The 17141-nt window shown below is 64.8% G+C and carries 16 protein-coding genes; 13 read left to right on the top strand and 3 right to left on the bottom strand.

The window, feature by feature from the left end; genetic code table 11:
• Positions 1-69: 69 nt before the first annotated feature.
• Complete coding sequence (locus tag U0C82_RS15420) at positions 70-393, top strand: hypothetical protein (RefSeq protein WP_322188226.1); 324 nt, start codon at positions 70-72, stop codon at positions 391-393.
• The gene (locus U0C82_RS15415; protein ID WP_322188224.1) at positions 393-629 is read left to right on the top strand and encodes a Flp family type IVb pilin; all 237 of its coding nucleotides are present in this window, start codon (positions 393-395) and stop codon (positions 627-629) included. The genes U0C82_RS15420 and U0C82_RS15415 overlap by 1 nt, the downstream gene beginning before the upstream one ends.
• 33 nt (positions 630-662) lie before the next feature.
• Here the strand turns inward: U0C82_RS15415 and U0C82_RS15410 are convergent, their stop codons facing one another.
• A complete protein-coding gene (locus U0C82_RS15410; RefSeq protein WP_322188223.1) occupies positions 663-1559 on the bottom strand; it encodes a methyltransferase domain-containing protein in 897 nt (298 codons plus the stop codon).
• A 152-nt stretch (positions 1560-1711) separates the two neighbouring features.
• Here U0C82_RS15410 and U0C82_RS15405 point away from each other — a divergent pair, with 152 nt between their 5' ends.
• From U0C82_RS15405 to U0C82_RS15390, 4 genes are read left to right on the top strand one after another with little or no spacing between them, the layout of a single operon-like run.
• On the top strand, positions 1712-2464 hold the full coding sequence (locus tag U0C82_RS15405) for a ComF family protein (RefSeq protein ID WP_322188221.1): 753 nt from the start codon (positions 1712-1714) through the stop codon (positions 2462-2464).
• A gap of 49 nt (positions 2465-2513) precedes the next feature.
• Entirely contained in the window at positions 2514-2771 is a 258-nt protein-coding gene (grxC, locus tag U0C82_RS15400; RefSeq protein WP_322188219.1) for a glutaredoxin 3, read from the top strand.
• A gap of 27 nt (positions 2772-2798) precedes the next feature.
• A complete protein-coding gene (locus U0C82_RS15395; protein ID WP_322188217.1) occupies positions 2799-3695 on the top strand; it encodes a carbon-nitrogen hydrolase family protein in 897 nt (298 codons plus the stop codon).
• Complete coding sequence (locus tag U0C82_RS15390) at positions 3692-4216, top strand: DUF1178 family protein (RefSeq protein ID WP_322188215.1); 525 nt, start codon at positions 3692-3694, stop codon at positions 4214-4216. The genes U0C82_RS15395 and U0C82_RS15390 overlap by 4 nt, the downstream gene beginning before the upstream one ends.
• 135 nt (positions 4217-4351) lie before the next feature.
• On the opposite strand, the gene U0C82_RS15385 is transcribed toward U0C82_RS15390, so the two are convergent.
• Both U0C82_RS15385 and ubiG read right to left on the bottom strand, forming a co-directional pair.
• Complete coding sequence (locus U0C82_RS15385; protein WP_322188214.1) at positions 4352-4696, bottom strand: hypothetical protein; 345 nt, start codon at positions 4694-4696, stop codon at positions 4352-4354.
• Positions 4697-4939: 243 nt separating this feature from the next.
• The gene (ubiG, locus tag U0C82_RS15380; RefSeq protein WP_322188212.1) at positions 4940-5689 is read right to left on the bottom strand and encodes a bifunctional 2-polyprenyl-6-hydroxyphenol methylase/3-demethylubiquinol 3-O-methyltransferase UbiG; all 750 of its coding nucleotides are present in this window, start codon (positions 5687-5689) and stop codon (positions 4940-4942) included.
• A gap of 279 nt (positions 5690-5968) precedes the next feature.
• Between ubiG and U0C82_RS15375 the strand changes: the two genes are divergently transcribed.
• The 7 genes from U0C82_RS15375 (at position 5969) to clpB (ending at position 16988) form a co-directional block, all read left to right on the top strand.
• Positions 5969-7222: an aspartate kinase gene (locus tag U0C82_RS15375; protein ID WP_322188210.1), complete on the top strand. Its 1254-nt coding sequence runs from the start codon at positions 5969-5971 to the stop codon at positions 7220-7222.
• Positions 7223-7534: 312 nt separating this feature from the next.
• Positions 7535-9796, top strand: a complete 2262-nt coding sequence (gene ptsP / locus U0C82_RS15370) for a phosphoenolpyruvate--protein phosphotransferase (protein ID WP_416186700.1) — start codon at positions 7535-7537, stop codon at positions 9794-9796.
• Between the two features lie 162 nt (positions 9797-9958).
• Positions 9959-11038 carry a peptide chain release factor 1 gene (gene prfA, locus U0C82_RS15365; protein ID WP_322188206.1) on the top strand — a complete coding sequence of 360 codons (1080 nt, stop codon included), beginning with the start codon at positions 9959-9961 and terminating at the stop codon, positions 11036-11038.
• Positions 11031-11909, top strand: a complete 879-nt coding sequence (gene prmC / locus U0C82_RS15360) for a peptide chain release factor N(5)-glutamine methyltransferase (protein WP_322188205.1) — start codon at positions 11031-11033, stop codon at positions 11907-11909. The genes prfA and prmC overlap by 8 nt, the downstream gene beginning before the upstream one ends.
• A 373-nt stretch (positions 11910-12282) precedes the next feature.
• Positions 12283-13491: a DUF4167 domain-containing protein gene (locus U0C82_RS15355; RefSeq protein WP_322188203.1), complete on the top strand. Its 1209-nt coding sequence runs from the start codon at positions 12283-12285 to the stop codon at positions 13489-13491.
• 290 nt (positions 13492-13781) lie between these two features.
• On the top strand, positions 13782-14162 hold the full coding sequence (locus U0C82_RS15350; RefSeq protein ID WP_322188201.1) for a hypothetical protein: 381 nt from the start codon (positions 13782-13784) through the stop codon (positions 14160-14162).
• Between the two features lie 207 nt (positions 14163-14369).
• Complete coding sequence (clpB, locus tag U0C82_RS15345) at positions 14370-16988, top strand: ATP-dependent chaperone ClpB (protein WP_322188199.1); 2619 nt, start codon at positions 14370-14372, stop codon at positions 16986-16988.
• Positions 16989-17141 lie beyond the last annotated feature (153 nt).

Raw genomic sequence — 17141 nt, 5'->3', positions numbered from 1 at the left:
GAAGGGCGTTAAGGGTGCATTCACTACGGCCTGTCAATCTCGGTGCGTCGGAGAATAGGTGGACAAGCGATGACGGAATTCGAAATCAAGAGTCGCGATCTCGACGAGTTCGACCTGACCTCACCCATCGCGCAGCTTCGCTCGCTCCTTGTCCGCGGCTCCATCCTGTTCGGTGTCGCGGTCGTCGCGGTCGCCCTCGTGGTCGTTCCGGCGATCAGGGGCGAGGGTGATACGCTTTCGGCGATGAGCGGCTCCAATCTCGACATGATGTCCACCGGCTCGATCACGAGCGGCGGGCAGTCGACGACCTACCGCGTTCAGCGAAGCATCCTGCAGCCGGACGCCGCCCCTTGCATCTTCTGGCCGGATGGCCGTCAACAAGGGGCCTGCTGATGCGCTCGATCGTGGGCACTGTCCGCTTGCCGCGCCGATCGCCCTCGGCCGGGGCCGCGTCGAAAGGCTGCGTGGCGGACTATCGCAGATGCTCGTCCGGCGCGACCTCGATCGAATACGTCCTCATCGCGGCGATCATGTCGGTCGCAACCGTCAGCTCGATGAACGCCCTCGATCTCGACACGCAGTTCTCCGCAACGCTTGCCCGGGTGGTTGCCGCCCTCAACGGCGAATAAAGCGTCGACGAACGCGCCTGGCGCTCGGTTCGGTCAGGACTTTCGGCCGAGGACATCCTTCAGGCTGATCTCCGCACTGCCGCGGCGCGCCGGTTTCTGCTGGCTTTCGTGCGGTGTCCATCCCGACAGATAGATGAAATCGAACGTCGCCCGGATGCGGCCGTCCCCATCCGAAAAGCGATCGGCGTAGATTTCCGCGGCGCGGACGAACAGACCCCGCGTGGCGGGCCTCCGCGAGCGCTGTGCCAGACTGTTGGACAGGCCCATCCGTCTAAGGTCGCGCATCAGGTCGAACATCGTATCGTAGCGCACGGTCAGCCGGTCGGTATCGGTCACCGGCAGGGCGAAACCGGCCCGTTGCAGCAGCGCACCCAGATCGCGGATGTCGGGGAACGGCACCACCCGCGGCGAGACACCGCCCGTGATCTCGGCCTCCGCCGCCAGGAGCGACTGGCGCAGTTCGCTCAACGTATCGCCGCCCAGAAGCGCTGCGGAAAAAAGTCCGTCGGGCCGCAAGGCCCGCCTTATCTGGATCAGGGCCCCGGGCGTGTCGTTCGTCAGATGAAGGCTCAGATTGGACAGGACGAGGTCCAGGGAGCCTTCGGCAAAAGGCAGGGCCTCGTCGTCGGCAACGACGACCGACGTCTCCGCCGGCAACAGCTGCGGATGCGGAGCGCTCGCGACGACGCCCCTGACGTTTGCGAGCGGACGGATCCTGTCGCGCATCGCACCGTAGGCGTCGTCGACCAGCAGCGTATGCGCGAACTCGCGCACCGTCACGTCAAGCCGGTCGGCGAGTTCGCCGGCGGACACATCGTGCAGGAACCGGACGGCGTCGTCCGGCTGGCGACCGCGTTGGCGAACCCGCCGCCTCACCATCATGTCGCGATCGATGATGGTCTGGTTCGTGGGGGCCTGGACTGCCGACATGAAAGACGCCTTCGCTTCTGAAACCCGGACATAGGCATTCCCGATCGGAGACGATATGGTCTTCGGGCCCGCAATGTCGATCCGTCGCGGCGGGAGACCGCAGCGGTCGAAGGCACCTGAATGTCCGGCAAGGGCTCGAACGGAGGTCGTCGATGATTGAGACATTCGCAACACCGTTCCGATCGCTTGGACGGATCGCGAGCGATCTCCTGTTTCCGCCGATCTGCACCGGATGCGGCGTCGGTGTTTCGCAACCGGGAGGGCTCTGCCCGTCCTGCTGGACGGAGTTGCGCTTCATCGAACGCCCGTTCTGCGACGTGCTGTGCACGCCGTTTTCCTTTGATCCGGGAGACGGCACGGTCAGTGCGGATGCGATCGCCGATCCGCCGCCGTTCGAGCGATTGCGGGCGGTGGTCCTCTACGACGACAGGGCCCGCAGACTGGTTTCCGCGCTGAAGTACAGCGATCGGCTGGATCTCGTGCCGCTGATGGCGGCCTGGATGGCGCGGGCCGGGCGGGATCTTCTGGACGAGGCGGACGTGATCGTTCCGGTGCCCCTGCACCGGATGCGGCTGTGGCGTCGCCAGTTCAATCAGGCGGCCGAACTCGGGCGGCGCATCGCCGCGGCCCGCGGACTACCGTTCGCCGCATCCGCGCTCGTCCGTGTGAAGGCGACCCGAAGTCAGGTGGGCCTACGGCGAAGCCAGCGGCAGTCGAACGTTCGCGGCGCGTTCCGGCTATCGCCTGCCGGCGGCGCGGCGATCGCCGGGCGCCGGGTTCTTCTCGTCGACGACGTCTTTACCACGGGCGCGACCGCATCGAGCGCGACGAAGGCGCTGAAGCGCGCCGGCGCGGCATCGGTCGACGTGCTGACCTTCGCCCGGGTTGCGGCCTTCGAAGGATGAAGCCATATCGGTTCCAACCTCAACCTCTTCCTGCAAGGTAGAACATCGCATGCCCGACATCACGATCTACACCCGCCAGCTCTGCGGCTTCTGCGCCCGTGCGAAGAGCCTTCTCGATCAGAAGGGCGTGTCCTACGAGGAGAAGGATGCGACCGGCTCGCCGGCCCTGCGGCAGGAAATGCGCGATCGCTCGAACGGCGGCTCGACCTTTCCGCAGATCTTCATCGGTGACACGCATGTCGGCGGATGCGACGATCTGTTCGCGCTGGATCGCGCAGGCAAGCTCGATCCGATGCTGCAGGGTTGACCGCTTCACTGTCTGGAGACTGACGTCATGAGTGTGTTTCGCGCAGCGGTCCTGCAGATGCGATCGGGTATCGATCCGGATAGGAACGCGGATCGGTTCGCGGATCTCGTCGAGCAGGCCGTCGCGGCGGATGCGGACTACATCCAGTCGCCCGAAATGACGAACATGGTCCAGCGCGACCGTGCCGGCCTCAAGGCCCGCCTGAAGAGCGAGACCGAAGACCCCGTCGCCAAGACCGCGGCGCGTCTTGCGAAGGCGCACGGGGTCACCATTCACGTGGGATCGATCGCCGTCGCGCTCGATGCGGACCGGGTCGCCAACCGCGCCCTGGTCTTCGGTCCAAACGGCGAGACGATCGCGACCTACGACAAGATCCACATGTTCGACGTCGATCTGGACAATGGCGAAAGCTGGCGCGAATCACGCACCTACCGGCCGGGCGACAAGGCGGTCGTCGCAGCGGTCGAACCGAAGAACGTTCGCGCCGGGCTCGGCCTCGCGGTCTGCTACGACATGCGGTTCCCGCACCTGTTCCGCGAGCAGGCGCTTCTGGGCGCCGGCGTCCTGACCGCGCCTGCCGCCTTCACGCGCCAGACCGGCGAAGCCCACTGGCATGTTCTGCTGCGGGCCCGGGCGATCGAGAACGGCGCCTTCATGGTCGCGGCGGCGCAGGGCGGTCGGCACGAGGATGGCCGCGAAACCTACGGCCATTCCCTGATCGTCGATCCCTGGGGCCGCATCCTCGCCGAGGTGCACGGGGACGAGCCCGGTATCGCGGTCGCAGAGATCGATCTGGCGCAGGTCGCCGAAACGCGATCGAAAGTTCCCAATCTCGCCAATGCGCGGGCGTTCGATGCGGGCGGCAGGGCGATCGACGTGACGCGGACTGGATCGTTCGCCCCGGCCGGCGCGCCGGTCGCGTGATCCACTTCCTCCTGAAATGCGGCCAGGGCCATCGGTTCGACGGATGGTTTCGTTCCGGCGCGGATTTCGAAACCCAGCTCGGACGCGGTTTGATCGCTTGCACCGTTTGCGGGTCGGCCAATGTCGAGAAAGCGCTGATGCGCCCGGCGCTTGCAATCGGAAAACGGGCAGATGAGGTCGAGACGGGGCCGAACGAGGCAATGCCCGTGACCACGCCGGATCATGGAACCGATCGCGTCGCGACGGCTGCTTCGGGCTCCGCCGCATCGGATGTCGCGCCTGAGAAGGCGGCCGCGGCCGTCAAGGCGCTTTGGAGCGAACTGCAGCGCCGTGCCCGGGTCCTGCGCGAGATGTCAGACTATGTCGGACCCCGGTTCGCCGAAGAGGCGCGCAGGATCCATTATGGCGAAACCAAACGGCGCGGGGTCTATGGCGAGGCCAGCCGGGCGGAGGTCGAAGCCCTGACGGAGGAAGGCATCCTTGCGGTGCCGTTGCCCGCCTTGCCCGAAGACCAGAACTGATAGGCGATGGAAACGGACGCCACCTCGTCGCGCCACGGTCCGAAACGCGGATCGGCGTTCGGGGGCGACTTAACTCAAGTCGAGCATGCGGGCCGGTTTGGGAGCCGGTCTCTCCTCGTGTGCCGGTGTGACGGCTCAGCCGATGGCGCGGCGGGCCAGCGTGATGCCCTTGGCGCGGCCGGACCGTGCCCCTGCCTCGGACTTGAAGTCCAGAGCCTGCTGCCTGAGGAGATCGCCCTTGGCGCCCGCGAGCGTGCGCAAATCCTTCAAGTCGCAAAGCAGAACGACTTCGAAGGCGAGGGTTCTGAGGTGCACGCGGCTGTAGCAGAAGAAGCCGAGCTGGGCCCGCTGTTCGCCGGGAATTTCGAGAATGAGATCCTCGCGAACGAATTCGTCGGCCCTCAAAAGCCTGGCGAGCAGGTCGAGCGCAATCGGACAGGCCTGTTCACGAATGGAATTTTCAGAATGGTGCGCACTCATGGTCGTCCTCTTTGCTTCGGCCTGAGACCACGCACAGGTGGACGCTACAGCCGGGCCGAACGGCGCTTCATGCGCGATGGCCAAAGTTTAATCGGTCATGGTTACCCAAAGGTTGATCGATCCGTCCTGATCGACTGATCTATCCGAATATCCGCCTCACGTCGCCGTGATGTCAGGCCCGTTCTACCAACCGAACCTGATCCGAGGATCAAGTCCGTGTTTCCGTTCGCTTTCTCGGCCCCGTCAGACCTCCGGGCGCCGGGCGATGCTCATGAAGTTCACAGCGGTGTCGGTCGAGCGTTTCCAGGCATCCTCGAGGGGATGATAGACGACGCCCAGCTCCTCGATCACGGTCAGTCCCGCCGCGCCGACCGGTCCCTCGATCTCCTCCGGCCTGACGAGCTTTGCGTACTGGTGCGTCCCCTTGGGCAGCCAGCCGAGCACATATTCGGCGCCGATGATCGCGAATGCCAAAGCCTTGGCCGTGCGGTTGATCGTGGCGACGAAGAGGAGGCCGCCGGGCTTTACCATCTCGGCGCAGGTCGTGAGGAAGAACGGGACGTCAGAGACATGTTCGACGATCTCGAGCGCGAGCACCACGTCGAACTTGTGCCCCTGGGCAGCGATCGCTTCGGCGGTGGTCGCCCGATAGTCGATGTCGAGACCGGCCTCCGCGGCGTGCAGCTTCGCGACCTCGATGTTCGTCTCCGAAGCGTCCGCCGCCATCACGTCGAAGCCGAGCCGGCGCATCGGTTCGGCCATCAGGCCGCCGCCGCATCCGATGTCGAGGAGCGACAGGCCCTCGAACGGCTTCGTCGTGCCCAGCACACGGTCGAAGTTCAGGGCAGCCTGCTCGCGAATGATCTCGAGGCGAACCGGATTGAACTTGTGAAGCGGCTTGAACTTGCCCCTCGGATTCCACCACTCGGCCGCGAGCCGGGAAAACCTGTCGATCTCGTTCTGGTCGATCGTGGTGCCTTGCGCCTGGCTCATGGATCCGCCTCTTTGGTTGTTCAAATTCACTTCTAGCGATTTTCGTCTAATGGGTGCGAAGTCAAGGCGGCGGAAACGGGCTTCGCCTGCGGCCTGACGTCTTTGTCCCGGCGTCCAGCAAAGGGCAGGGTGCCTTCGCCCCGTTGTCAAACCACGTCGCGTCGTCTAGGGAACACGCGCTCCGAACGGCTGCTTGGCCGTGCCGTCATCAATTCATAACCCGAAGGACTTCGCTGCGGACACCGATTGCGTGCCTCCGCAGCTTCGCTCGATATTCCCATGGCCCGTCTCGTAATGAAATTCGGCGGCACGTCCGTCGCCGACATCGATCGCATCCGGAACGTGGCTCGGCATGTCAAACGCGAAGTCGATGCCGGTCACGAGGTGGCTGTCGTCGTCTCCGCCATGGCGGGCAAGACCAACGAGCTGGTCGCCTGGTGCCGGGAGGCAAGTCCGATCCACGATGCGCGTGAGTACGACGCGATCGTGGCCAGCGGCGAACAGGTCACGGCCGGACTCCTGGCGATCGTCCTCCAGTCCATCGGCATCAATGCGCGGTCCTGGCTCGGCTGGCAGATCCCGCTGAAGACCGACGACGCCCATGGCGCGGCGCGGATCGGCGAGATCGACGGCGGCGAGATCGTGCGCCGGTTCGGCGAAGGGCAGGTGGCGGTCGTCGCCGGCTTCCAGGGCATTGCTCCGGACAATCGGATCGCGACCCTCGGTCGCGGCGGCTCGGACACGTCGGCCGTGGCGCTCGCTGCCGCACTCAAAGCCGACCGCTGCGACATCTACACCGATGTCGACGGGGTCTATACGACGGATCCCCGCATTGCGCCGAAGGCGCGCCGCATGAACAAGATCGCGTTCGAGGAAATGCTCGAAATGGCCTCGCTCGGTGCGAAGGTCCTCCAGGTCCGTTCGGTCGAACTGGCAATGGTCCACAAGGTCCGCACCTTCGTGCGGTCCTCGTTCGACGATCCCGATGCGCCGGGCATGGGAGATTTCGACAATCCTCCCGGTACGCTGATTTGTGAAGAGGAAGAGATCGTGGAACAGGAAGTCGTCACCGGAATCGCGTTCTCGAAGGACGAAGCCCAGATTTCGCTCCGCCGGGTGCGCGACCGCCCCGGTGTCGCCGCCGCGATCTTCGGTCCGCTGGCCGATGCGGGTGTCAATGTGGACATGATCGTCCAGAACATCTCCGAATCGGGCGAATCGACCGACATGACCTTCACCGTGCCGGCGGGCGATCTCGCCAAGGCGGTCGAGGTGCTGGAGCGGACGAAGGCGGAAACCGGTTTCGATGCGATCCAGAGCGAAGCCGGACTGACGAAAGTCTCCGTCATCGGCATCGGCATGCGCAGCCATACGGGCGTCGCCGCGACCGCGTTCAAGGAGCTTGCGCAGATTCCCGTCAATATCCGCGCGATCACCACGTCGGAGATCAAGATCTCGATCCTGATCGACAGCGACTTCACGGAACTCGCGGTACGCCGGCTCCATTCCAAATACGGCCTCGACAGGGTCTAAGCCGATAGCCCCGCCACGGGGCGAATGCGTCCGATGATCCGGATCGAAGTGGCATCGAAGCTGCCGCGATGCGGCGTGCACCCCCTGCCTACACCGTAAGTAGTTCTCGCCACGGTCGCATGCGGACTTGAAGCCATTGGGAAGCGTGGCTAAAGACAGTTTCAGCGTAAGCAACGATGATCGATTGCGGGACGCATCCGGGGAAATCTGTGCCAAATCCGGGCAGTTGACGACGAGACCGGGAACAGTGTCAGGCAACGACCGGTTTCACGGAAAATATTGGAAGTCAGTGGAAGACGGGCGGGTCGCGTGATCGGAAGTGACATATCAGGTCCTCGCGTTCTGATGCGCAGCGTTCGGTCCTTGATGGCCGAATCGCTCGATCGTCAGACACGGCTCGATCGCATCGTCGAGCTCATCGCGCGCAACATGGTTGCGGAAGTCTGCTCGCTCTACGTTCTTCGCGCCGATTCCGTGCTGGAACTCTACGCCACCCAGGGCCTGAACCCCGGATCGGTGCATCTTGCACAGCTGCGTCTCGGCGAAGGTCTCGTGGGCACGATCGCGGCGACGGCGCGTCCGCTCAATCTTCCGCAGGCCCAGCATCATCCCGCCTTCACCTACATTCCCGAGACGGGGGAAGAGGTCTACAACTCGTTCCTCGGCGTCCCGATCCTGCGGGCCGGGCGCACGCTTGGCGTTCTGACCGTTCAGAACAAGGTGGAACGGCTATACCGGGAGGAAGAGTCCGAAGCGCTCGAAACCGTGGCGATGGTCGTCGCCGAGATGATCGCCGCCGGCGGCCTTGAGGGCCTGTCGCGTCCGGGCGTGACCCTCGACCTGTCGCGGCCGGTGACCTTCACCGGCCTGCCGCTGTCGGACGGAATCGGGCTCGGCCACGTCGTGCTGCACGAGCCGCGGGTGATCGTCACCAATCTCTTCAACGAGCATGTCGCCGACGAGATCGAACGGCTCAACGAGGCGCTGGCGCAACTGCGGACCTCCATCGAGGACATGATCTCGCGCCGCGACGTGTCCGGCGAGGGCGAGCACCGCGCGGTTCTCGAAGCCTATCGCATGTTCGCCTACGATCGCGGCTGGGTGCGGCGTCTCGAAGAGGCCGTGCGCAACGGCCTGACGGCGGAAGGCGCGGTCGAAAAGGTCCAGTCCGACATGCGGGCCCGGATGATGCATCTGTCCGATGCCTATATTCGCGAGCGGCTGCACGATTTCGACGATCTCGCCAACCGTCTGCTGCGCCAGCTCATCGGCCATGCCAATTCGGCGATCGACGATATCGACGACGCGGTTCTCGTCGCGCGCAACATGGGCGCCGCCCAGCTTCTCGACTACAGGCGCAACCGCCTGCGCGCCCTGGTGCTGGAGGAAGGCGCCGCGACGAGCCACGTCGTCATCGTCGCGCGGGCGCTCGGCATTCCGGTGGTCGGACAGGCCGCCGGCATCGTCTCGATGGCGGAGAATGGCGACATCGCGATCGTCGACGGCGAGGAGGGCTGCGTTCATCTTCGCCCCATGAGCGAAGTCGCGGGCAACTACGCCGAGAAGATCGCATTCCGCTCCAAGCGCAAGGAGCGCTATGCCGGCCTGCGCGACAAGCCAGCGGTGACCCGCGACGGCGTCGGCGTCGATCTCCAGATCAATGCGGGGCTGCTTGTCGACCTGCCGCATCTGGACGAGGCGGGGGCACAGGGGATCGGCCTGTTCCGCACCGAGCTCCAGTTCATGATCGCCTCGACCATGCCACGCGCCAACGACCAGCAGAAGCTCTACGAGGCGGTCTTCGAGGCCGCGCACGGCAAGCCCGTGACCTTCCGCACGCTGGATGTCGGGGGCGACAAGGTGCTGCCTTATCTGACGAAGGTGGCGGAGGAGAACCCCGCGCTCGGCTATCGTGCGGTCCGCCTCTCCCTCGACCGGCCGGCGCTCATCCGCACCCAGCTTCGCGCCCTGATGAAGGCCGCGGCGGGGCGCGATCTGCGGTTCATGGTTCCGATGATCGCCGACGCCTACGAGCTGCATGCGGTTCGCGAGATCGTGGATCTCGAACTCGCCCATCTGAGCCGTTTCGGCTACGAGCCGCCGCGGCGATTGCTGTTCGGCGCCATGCTCGAAGTGCCGAGCCTGCTGTTCCAGCTCGACGATATCATGCCCCATCTGGATTTCGTCTCGGTCGGCTCGAACGATCTCTTCCAGTTCTTCTACGCGGTCGACCGGGGCAATCCGCGCGTCGCGAACCGGTTTTCCGACCTGTCGTCGAGCTTCCTGAAGGCGCTGAAGTCGATCGCCGACGCGGGCAAGCGTCACGACGTTCCAGTGACGGTGTGCGGTGAGATGGCGGGGCGGCCGATCGCCGCAATGGCGCTACTCGCGATCGGGTTTCGCTCGATGTCGATGGCACCGCCATCGCTCGGCCCGGTGAAGGAAATGATCCTTTCGCTGGATGTCGAAGCGGTGCGCGAGCTTGTCGAGGCCTGTCTTTCCGAACAGGATCCGGCGTCGGACCTCAGCCCGGTGCTGGCCCGGTTTGCCAAGGCGCAGGGCGTTCCCCTATAGCGACGGCGGCGTTTTTCGCGCGTCGAGGCCTTTCGCAGATTGGCCTGGAGGCTTAATTACGCCGTTACGTCGACGACGTTCCCGTCTCGAAGACCCGATGATAAGGCGCGAACGAAACGGACGTGCCGGTCGATCCGCATCATTCGAAAGCTTTCCTGCCTCATGGCCAATCTGCCGACCGCCGCACTGAATGATATCCTCAATCGATTCGAGCGCCTCGAAATGGATATGGCGAAGGGCCCCGAGCACGAGATCTATTCCAAGCTCGCCAGCGAATATGCCTCGCTCGAAGACGTGGTGCATGCCATTCGCGAATTTCGCGATCTCGAACGACAGCTGATCGACGCACAGGCGATCCTCTCCGATCCGGAGGCCGGTCGGGACATGCGCGATCTGGCCGAAGCCGAGGTGGACGATCTGAAGGCGCAGCGGGATGCCCTGCGCGGCCGGATCCAGCTTCTGCTCCTGCCCAAGGATGCAGCGGACGCAAAGGGTGCGATCCTGGAAATCCGCGCCGGCACGGGCGGCTCGGAAGCCGGGCTCTTTGCCGGCGATCTTTACCGGATGTATCAGCGTTATGCCGAGGTGAACCGCTGGAAGGTGGAAATCCTTTCGGCGAGCGAAGGCGAGATGGGCGGCTTCCGCGAGGTGATCGCCTCGATCAAGGGAAACGGCGTATTTTCCAGGATGAAGTTCGAGTCCGGCGTCCACCGGGTGCAGCGCGTGCCCGAAACGGAATCGGGCGGGCGCATCCATACCTCGGCAGCCACGGTCGCCGTGCTTCCGGAAGCGGAGGATATCGACGTCGAGGTTCGGCCTGAGGATATCCGGATCGACACGATGCGCGCGTCGGGCGCCGGGGGCCAGCACGTCAACACGACGGATTCCGCCGTGCGGATCACCCACCTGCCGACCGGCATCGTCGTCACCTCCTCGGAAAAGTCCCAGCACCAGAACCGGGCGCAGGCGATGCAGGTGCTGAAGGCGCGTCTCTACGACATGGAACGTCAGAGAGCCGACGACGAGCGCTCGGCCACCCGCAAGGGTCAGGTGGGTTCGGGCGATCGCTCCGAGCGCATACGAACCTACAACTTTCCGCAAGGACGGGTCACCGATCACCGCATCAACCTGACGCTGTACAAGCTCGACAAGGTCATCGAAGGCGAGATGGATGAACTCGTCGATGCATTGGTGTCGGATCACCAGGCGCGGCAACTGGCGGCCGTTGGCGTCGATGACTGATCGCGGGGGCGCCGCGGCGTCGAGCGTCACGATCGGCGCTGCGCTCCGGCAGGGAACCGCCCGGCTGCGCGCCGCGAACGTCGCGACCCCCGATCTCGATGCCCGCCTGTTCATGGCCGAGGCTCTCGGTCTCGAAATGTCCTCGCTTCTCGCACGGCGCGAACGTTCCCTCGAGGAGCCGGCGCGGCTGCGCTTCTCGACCTTCGTGGAACGCCGCGAGACCGGGGAGCCCGCGCACCGGATCATCGGGCGCCGCGGCTTCTACGGGCACGAATTCGCTTTGTCGCAAGGCACGCTCGAGCCGAGGCAGGATACGGAAACCCTCGTCGACTTGGCGCTCGAGACCCTCGCGGCGTTCGGCACAGATCGTCGCTTGCGCATTCTCGATATCGGGACCGGTTCGGGTGCTATCGCTCTTTCGCTGCTGGCCGCCTGCCCGAACGCGACCTGTATCGGCACGGATATCTCTGCCGACGCCTTGCGAACCGCCGAACGCAACGCGCTGGCGCTCGGGGTCGCCACGCGCTTCGAAGCGATGCTCGGGGCCTATTGCGCCGATGCCAGGGGGCCTTTCGATCTCGTCGTGTCGAACCCGCCCTATATTCCGTCGGCCGATATTGAAGGTCTTTCGCCCGAGGTTCGCCTGTTCGACCCGATCGAGGCGCTCGACGGCGGCGGCGACGGATTGACGGCCTACCGCGCCATCGCCGCACGAACGCGCGACGTCCTTCAGAAGGACGGATCGGTTATTGTCGAGATCGGGCAGGGGCAGGACGCCGATGTCGCGGCGATATTCGCAAGCCAACGGTATGAATTGACGGAGTCGCGCGCGGATCTCGGCGGTATCGTGCGCGCCATGCATTTTCGATAAGGAACCCACGGGATCCACGAATTGGGACGTTTTCGCGCGAATGTTGCGCAAAACCCTTGGCAATCGGGGGTGGGAGGGCTTGTCGGGGAGGCGTTTCCCCATTACGATCCATGGAACAGCGAACTGAATCGGCCAAGTATTTCTTGCGTCACGCCGGGCCCCGTCCCCGAGGCGCGAGACGTTCGAAGCGCTGGAAATCGCGCGCCTCGGATGCCGAGTTGCCCCTTTGGCGATCGGCTTATCGACGGAATCAGACAGTGATGGATCGCGGTGCGCCTGACGCAGCCGCACGCTCGGGCCACATGCGCCCCTCCCACGTTAAAAAGGATGATGATCGACCATAGCGCGATCATTGGTAAAAAGTAGGATGAACATGAGGCCAGGACAGCAGAAGAACCGGATGCGCGGGCGTGGACGCAAGGGTCCCAACCCGCTTTCCAGGAGCTATGAGTCGAACGGTCCTGACGTCAAGATCCGCGGGAACGCCCAGCACGTTGCAGACAAGTACGCCCAGCTGGCGCGCGATGCGTCCGCTTCGGGCGATCGCGTGATGGCGGAGAATTACCTTCAGCACGCCGAACATTATTATCGCATTATCGCTTCGGCCCAGCCCCAGGGGCAGAACCAGAGCGACGATCGCGACCAGACCAATGACGACGATGACGACGACGCCAATTCGGGCAATGATCGTTTCGACCGCCGCGAATTCGGAACCACCAACGCCGGCAACGACCAGCAGTCGGACAATGGCGGCAACGGCCACTCCTACAACAATGGCAATGGCGATCGGCAGGATCGCCAGAACAACAATGGCGGGGGCGACCGCAACAACCGGCCCGATCGCAACGATCGTAACGAGCGCAGCGACCGGCCGGTACGGACCGATCGCATGGATCGCAACGATCGGGGCGAGCGCAACGACCGGGGCGAGCGTAATGACCGCAACGATCGCGGCGAGCGCAACGATCGGCCGGACCGCGGCGACCGCAGCAATGAGCGTCGTGACCGGGAGGCTGGCGATCGCAACGAGCGTCGCAATCGCGAGGGACGCAACCGCGACGGCAATCGCGAGCGGAACAATCGCGACGACCGGCCGCGCCGTGACCGCGAGACCGTCGCCGAAGCCGAGCCTGTGGCTGGCACCGGCCCCCAGCCGGTGATCGCCGATCAGGCGACGGCCCGCGACGAGGCTCCGCGTCATGGCAACCGCGACGTGGCGAACGAGCCGAACCGCGCCCGCGACGACAATGGCGACGAGGCGGTCCGGGACACGGCCGCATCTGCCGACATTCAGGGCCATTCCGAGACGGGCTCGGCCCAGCGGGATTCGGTCGAGGATGCAAAGCCGCGCAAGCGCGGACGTCCGCGCAAGGCTGCGGTCGAGGCCGACGCGTCCGAGCCGTCCGCCGATGCGAAGCCTGCCGATCAGGCCGACGGCGTTGCCGATGCGGACGCGCCGGCGCCGAAGCGGCGCCCCGGCCGCCCGCGCAAGGCCAAGGCCGAGGAGAGTGCTGCGGACGGTGATCGGACCGGCGAAGATCCGGACAAGTTGCCGGACTTTCTCCTTGCATCCAACGGCTGAAGAGCGGTGACCTTGAAGGCCCGGAAATCATGTACGATTTCCGGGCCTTCGCATGTTCGGATCTGGCTGGCGGAGGAACGTCCGCCTGTCATTCGACCTGGACCTTGGCGGCCAGCGGATGACGACCGGTTCATCGCCGCGGGAGGGGGAGCCGGCGGCCGCGACATTGCGCGTGGGAATTATTGACATCCTCGATCCGCTTCGTAGGTGTCACGCGATAGGAGAGTGCGTCGCGCGTTTTTCGGTCCTCCGTGCCGAGGAGCCGATCGCGGCTGCGGGAGGAGATTGACTTGACGCTACGTATCATTCTTGGAATCGTCCTCGGGGGCATTCTGGGCTGCATCGCAACCGGGGCGGCAGTCGCCCTCATCGCCGGCGGAGATTTCGCCGCCTTCGTGACGGATCCCGGCAAGCACGGCGTATCGATCGCGATTGCCGTCGTGCTGCCGGCCTTCTTCCTCAGCATGTCGATGGGCTGGGCAATCTTGGTCGGCATTGTCTGGTGCGACGTGGTCGCCGCGGTCCTGACCAAGTTCGTGTTCGGAGGCGCCGATGCGCCGTGGAGCATGTTGCTCGGCTTCAATCTGGTCTACGCGGTCGTCGCCGTTCTGGTGTTTGCGGCGCTCGCGGCCGATCCGCTGCAGGCAAGACGGGCGTTCCGCCGGGGCTGACCGGCGAAACTCGGCGCTGAAAGGTGTAGGCGGGCTCCTTGGGGAGCCCGCTTTTTTGTGTCCGGGCGGCCAGGATCTGCTTTAATCGCCAAGGCGGAATATCCATATGTTTCGAGGGCGGCTTGCCGAGACGATCAGGGGGCCGCGCTTCCGAAACATGATCGAGCAGTGCCTCTCGCAGGGCCGGGTCGATAAGGGAGACGATCGATGAATATCGAGAAATACACCGAACGCGTCCGCGGCTTCATCCAGGCGGCCCAGACCATGGCCGTCTCGCGCGATCACCAGCAATTCACGCCGGAACATCTCCTGAAAATCCTTGTCGACGACGAGGAAGGGATGGCGGCTGGCCTCATCGAAAAGGCCGGTGGGCGGCCGCAGGATGTGCGGCTCGCCGTCGATGCAGCGCTCGACGCCCTGCCAAAGGTGACCGGTGCCGGACAGATGTATCTGGCGCAACCGCTGGCCAAGGTCTTCGCCACGGCCGAGGAGATCGCCAAGAAGGCGGGCGACAGCTTCGTTTCCGTCGAACGGCTTCTTCTGGCGATGACCATCGAGAAGGCCGCGAATACGTCGGACATCCTGAAACGCGCCGGTGTCACCGCAAGCGGTCTCAACGATGCGATCAACGCACTGCGCAAGGGTCGGACGGCCGACAGCGCGACCGCCGAAAGCGGCTACGACGCCCTGAAGAAATATGCCCGCGACCTGACGGCGGTGGCCCGCGAGGGCAAGCTCGATCCGGTGATCGGGCGGGATGACGAGATCCGTCGCACGATCCAGGTTCTGTCGCGCCGCACCAAGAACAATCCGGTGCTGATCGGCGAACCCGGCGTCGGCAAGACGGCGATCGCCGAGGGTCTGGCACTGCGCATCATCAATGGCGACGTGCCGGAATCCCTGCGCGACAAGCAGCTGATGGCGCTCGACATGGGCGCGCTCATCGCCGGCGCGAAATATCGCGGCGAGTTCGAGGAACGGCTGAAGGCCGTCCTGTCCGAGATCTCCACGGCTGCAGGCGGCGTCATCCTGTTCATCGACGAGATGCACACGCTGGTCGGGGCAGGCAAGGGCGATGGTGCGATGGACGCCTCGAACCTCCTGAAGCCCGCGCTCGCCCGCGGCGAGCTCCACTGCGTGGGCGCCACGACGCTCGACGAATACCGGAAGCATGTCGAGAAGGACGCCGCGCTCGCCCGCCGCTTCCAGCCGGTCTTCGTCAGCGAGCCGACGGTGGAGGACACGATCTCCATTCTTCGCGGCCTGAAGGAAAAGTACGAACAGCACCATCAGGTCCGGATCTCGGATTCGGCCCTGGTCGCTGCGGCACAGCTTTCCAACCGCTACATCACCGATCGATTCCTGCCGGACAAGGCGATCGACCTGATCGACGAGGGCGCGGCCCGGCTGCGCATGCAGGTGGATTCCAAACCCGAGGCGCTCGACGAGATCGATCGCCGCCTGATGCAGTTGAAGATCGAGCGCGAGGCGCTGCGCAAGGAAACCGACGACGCCTCGAAGTCCCGGCTTGAGCGCCTCGACAGCGAACTTGCGAACCTCGAGGAAGAGTCCGATCGCATCACGCAGACCTGGCAGGCCGAAAAGTCCAAGCTCGGCAGGGCCGCCGACCTGAAGCGCCAGCTCGACGAAGCGCGCAACGCGCTCGCCATCGCGCAGCGCGGCGGCGAGTTCCAGCGGGCCGGGGAGCTCGCCTATGGCGAAATTCCCAAGCTCGAGGCCGAACTGCGGGACGCCGAAGCCGGGGACCAGTCGGGCGCGTCCTCCATGGTCGAGGAAACCGTGACCGCCAATCACGTGGCTCAGGTCGTCTCCCGCTGGACCGGCATTCCTGTCGATCGCATGCTCGAGGGCGAACGCGACAAGCTGCTGCGCATGGAAGACGCGCTGGCCAAGCGCGTCGTCGGGCAGGGCGAGGCGGTGCAGGCGGTGAGCCGTGCGGTGCGGCGCTCGCGGGCGGGTCTGCAGGATCCGAACCGGCCGATCGGCTCGTTCATCTTCCTCGGGCCGACGGGTGTCGGCAAGACGGAGCTGACCAAGGCATTGGCGCGGTTCCTGTTCGACGACGAGGCCGCGATGGTTCGCCTCGACATGTCGGAGTTCATGGAGAAGCATTCCGTGGCACGGCTGATCGGAGCCCCTCCGGGCTATGTCGGCTATGAGGAAGGCGGCGCCCTGACGGAAGCGGTTCGCAGGCGGCCCTATCAGGTGATCCTCTTCGACGAGATCGAGAAGGCGCATCCGGACGTTTTTAACGTCCTGCTCCAGGTGCTCGACGATGGACGCCTGACCGACGGCCAGGGGCGCACCGTCGACTTCCGCAACACGATGATCATCATGACGTCGAATCTTGGCGCGGAATTCCTGACGGCGCTTCAGGACGACGAAGATGCCGAGGTCGCCCGCGACCGGGTGATGGCGGTCGTCCAGTCGACGTTCCGGCCGGAGTTCCTGAACCGGGTCGACGAGACGATCCTGTTCCATCGGCTGCACCGTTCGGAAATGGGCGCGATCGTCGATATCCAGATGCAGCGCCTGGAGGCGCTTCTGGCGGATCGCAAGATTCGGATCGAGCTGAGCCCGGACGGTCGGGAATGGCTGGCGCAGAAGGGATATGATCCGGCTTACGGTGCGCGTCCCCTGAAGCGGGTCATCCAGAGGGAGGTGCAGGACCAGCTTGCCGAGGAAATCCTTCTCGGTAAGCTGAAGGACGAGGACGTCGTCAAGGTTTCGGCAGGATCCGATCGGCTGATCTTCCATGTCGTCGGATCGAAGTCCGCGGCGGACGGCGAGCAGATCGCCGCCTGAACCAACGTTCGAACGTCATGCTTGAAAAGGCGGCGAAAGCCGCCTTTTCCGCAGTGGGGCCCCGCCTCTCCCCATCGGGCGTTGAGGGTTCGGGATGAAGAACATTCGACGAGACTTTGCCGGATGGACCGCCGCTGGTCGTCGGGCATGAAA

Origin of the sequence: Fulvimarina uroteuthidis, assembly GCF_034321785.1 — a bacterium.
Lineage (GTDB): Bacteria > Pseudomonadota > Alphaproteobacteria > Rhizobiales > Rhizobiaceae > Fulvimarina > Fulvimarina uroteuthidis.
Note: the sequence above shows the minus strand (reverse complement) of the source record. Positions and strands in the feature narration are given on the sequence as shown.

Coding starts and splice junctions, on each gene's coding strand:
- clpB (WP_322188199.1), top strand. CDS start 14,370: ATGAATATCGAGAAATACACCGAACGCGTCCGCGGCTTCATCCAGGCG.
- U0C82_RS15375 (WP_322188210.1), top strand. CDS start 5,969: ATGGCCCGTCTCGTAATGAAATTCGGCGGCACGTCCGTCGCCGACATC.
- U0C82_RS15410 (WP_322188223.1), bottom strand. CDS start 1,559: ATGTCGGCAGTCCAGGCCCCCACGAACCAGACCATCATCGATCGCGAC.
- U0C82_RS15395 (WP_322188217.1), top strand. CDS start 2,799: ATGAGTGTGTTTCGCGCAGCGGTCCTGCAGATGCGATCGGGTATCGAT.
- prfA (WP_322188206.1), top strand. CDS start 9,959: ATGGCCAATCTGCCGACCGCCGCACTGAATGATATCCTCAATCGATTC.
- U0C82_RS15420 (WP_322188226.1), top strand. CDS start 70: ATGACGGAATTCGAAATCAAGAGTCGCGATCTCGACGAGTTCGACCTG.
- U0C82_RS15415 (WP_322188224.1), top strand. CDS start 393: ATGCGCTCGATCGTGGGCACTGTCCGCTTGCCGCGCCGATCGCCCTCG.
- U0C82_RS15385 (WP_322188214.1), bottom strand. CDS start 4,696: ATGAGTGCGCACCATTCTGAAAATTCCATTCGTGAACAGGCCTGTCCG.
- U0C82_RS15405 (WP_322188221.1), top strand. CDS start 1,712: ATGATTGAGACATTCGCAACACCGTTCCGATCGCTTGGACGGATCGCG.
- prmC (WP_322188205.1), top strand. CDS start 11,031: ATGACTGATCGCGGGGGCGCCGCGGCGTCGAGCGTCACGATCGGCGCT.
- grxC (WP_322188219.1), top strand. CDS start 2,514: ATGCCCGACATCACGATCTACACCCGCCAGCTCTGCGGCTTCTGCGCC.
- ubiG (WP_322188212.1), bottom strand. CDS start 5,689: ATGAGCCAGGCGCAAGGCACCACGATCGACCAGAACGAGATCGACAGG.
- U0C82_RS15355 (WP_322188203.1), top strand. CDS start 12,283: ATGAGGCCAGGACAGCAGAAGAACCGGATGCGCGGGCGTGGACGCAAG.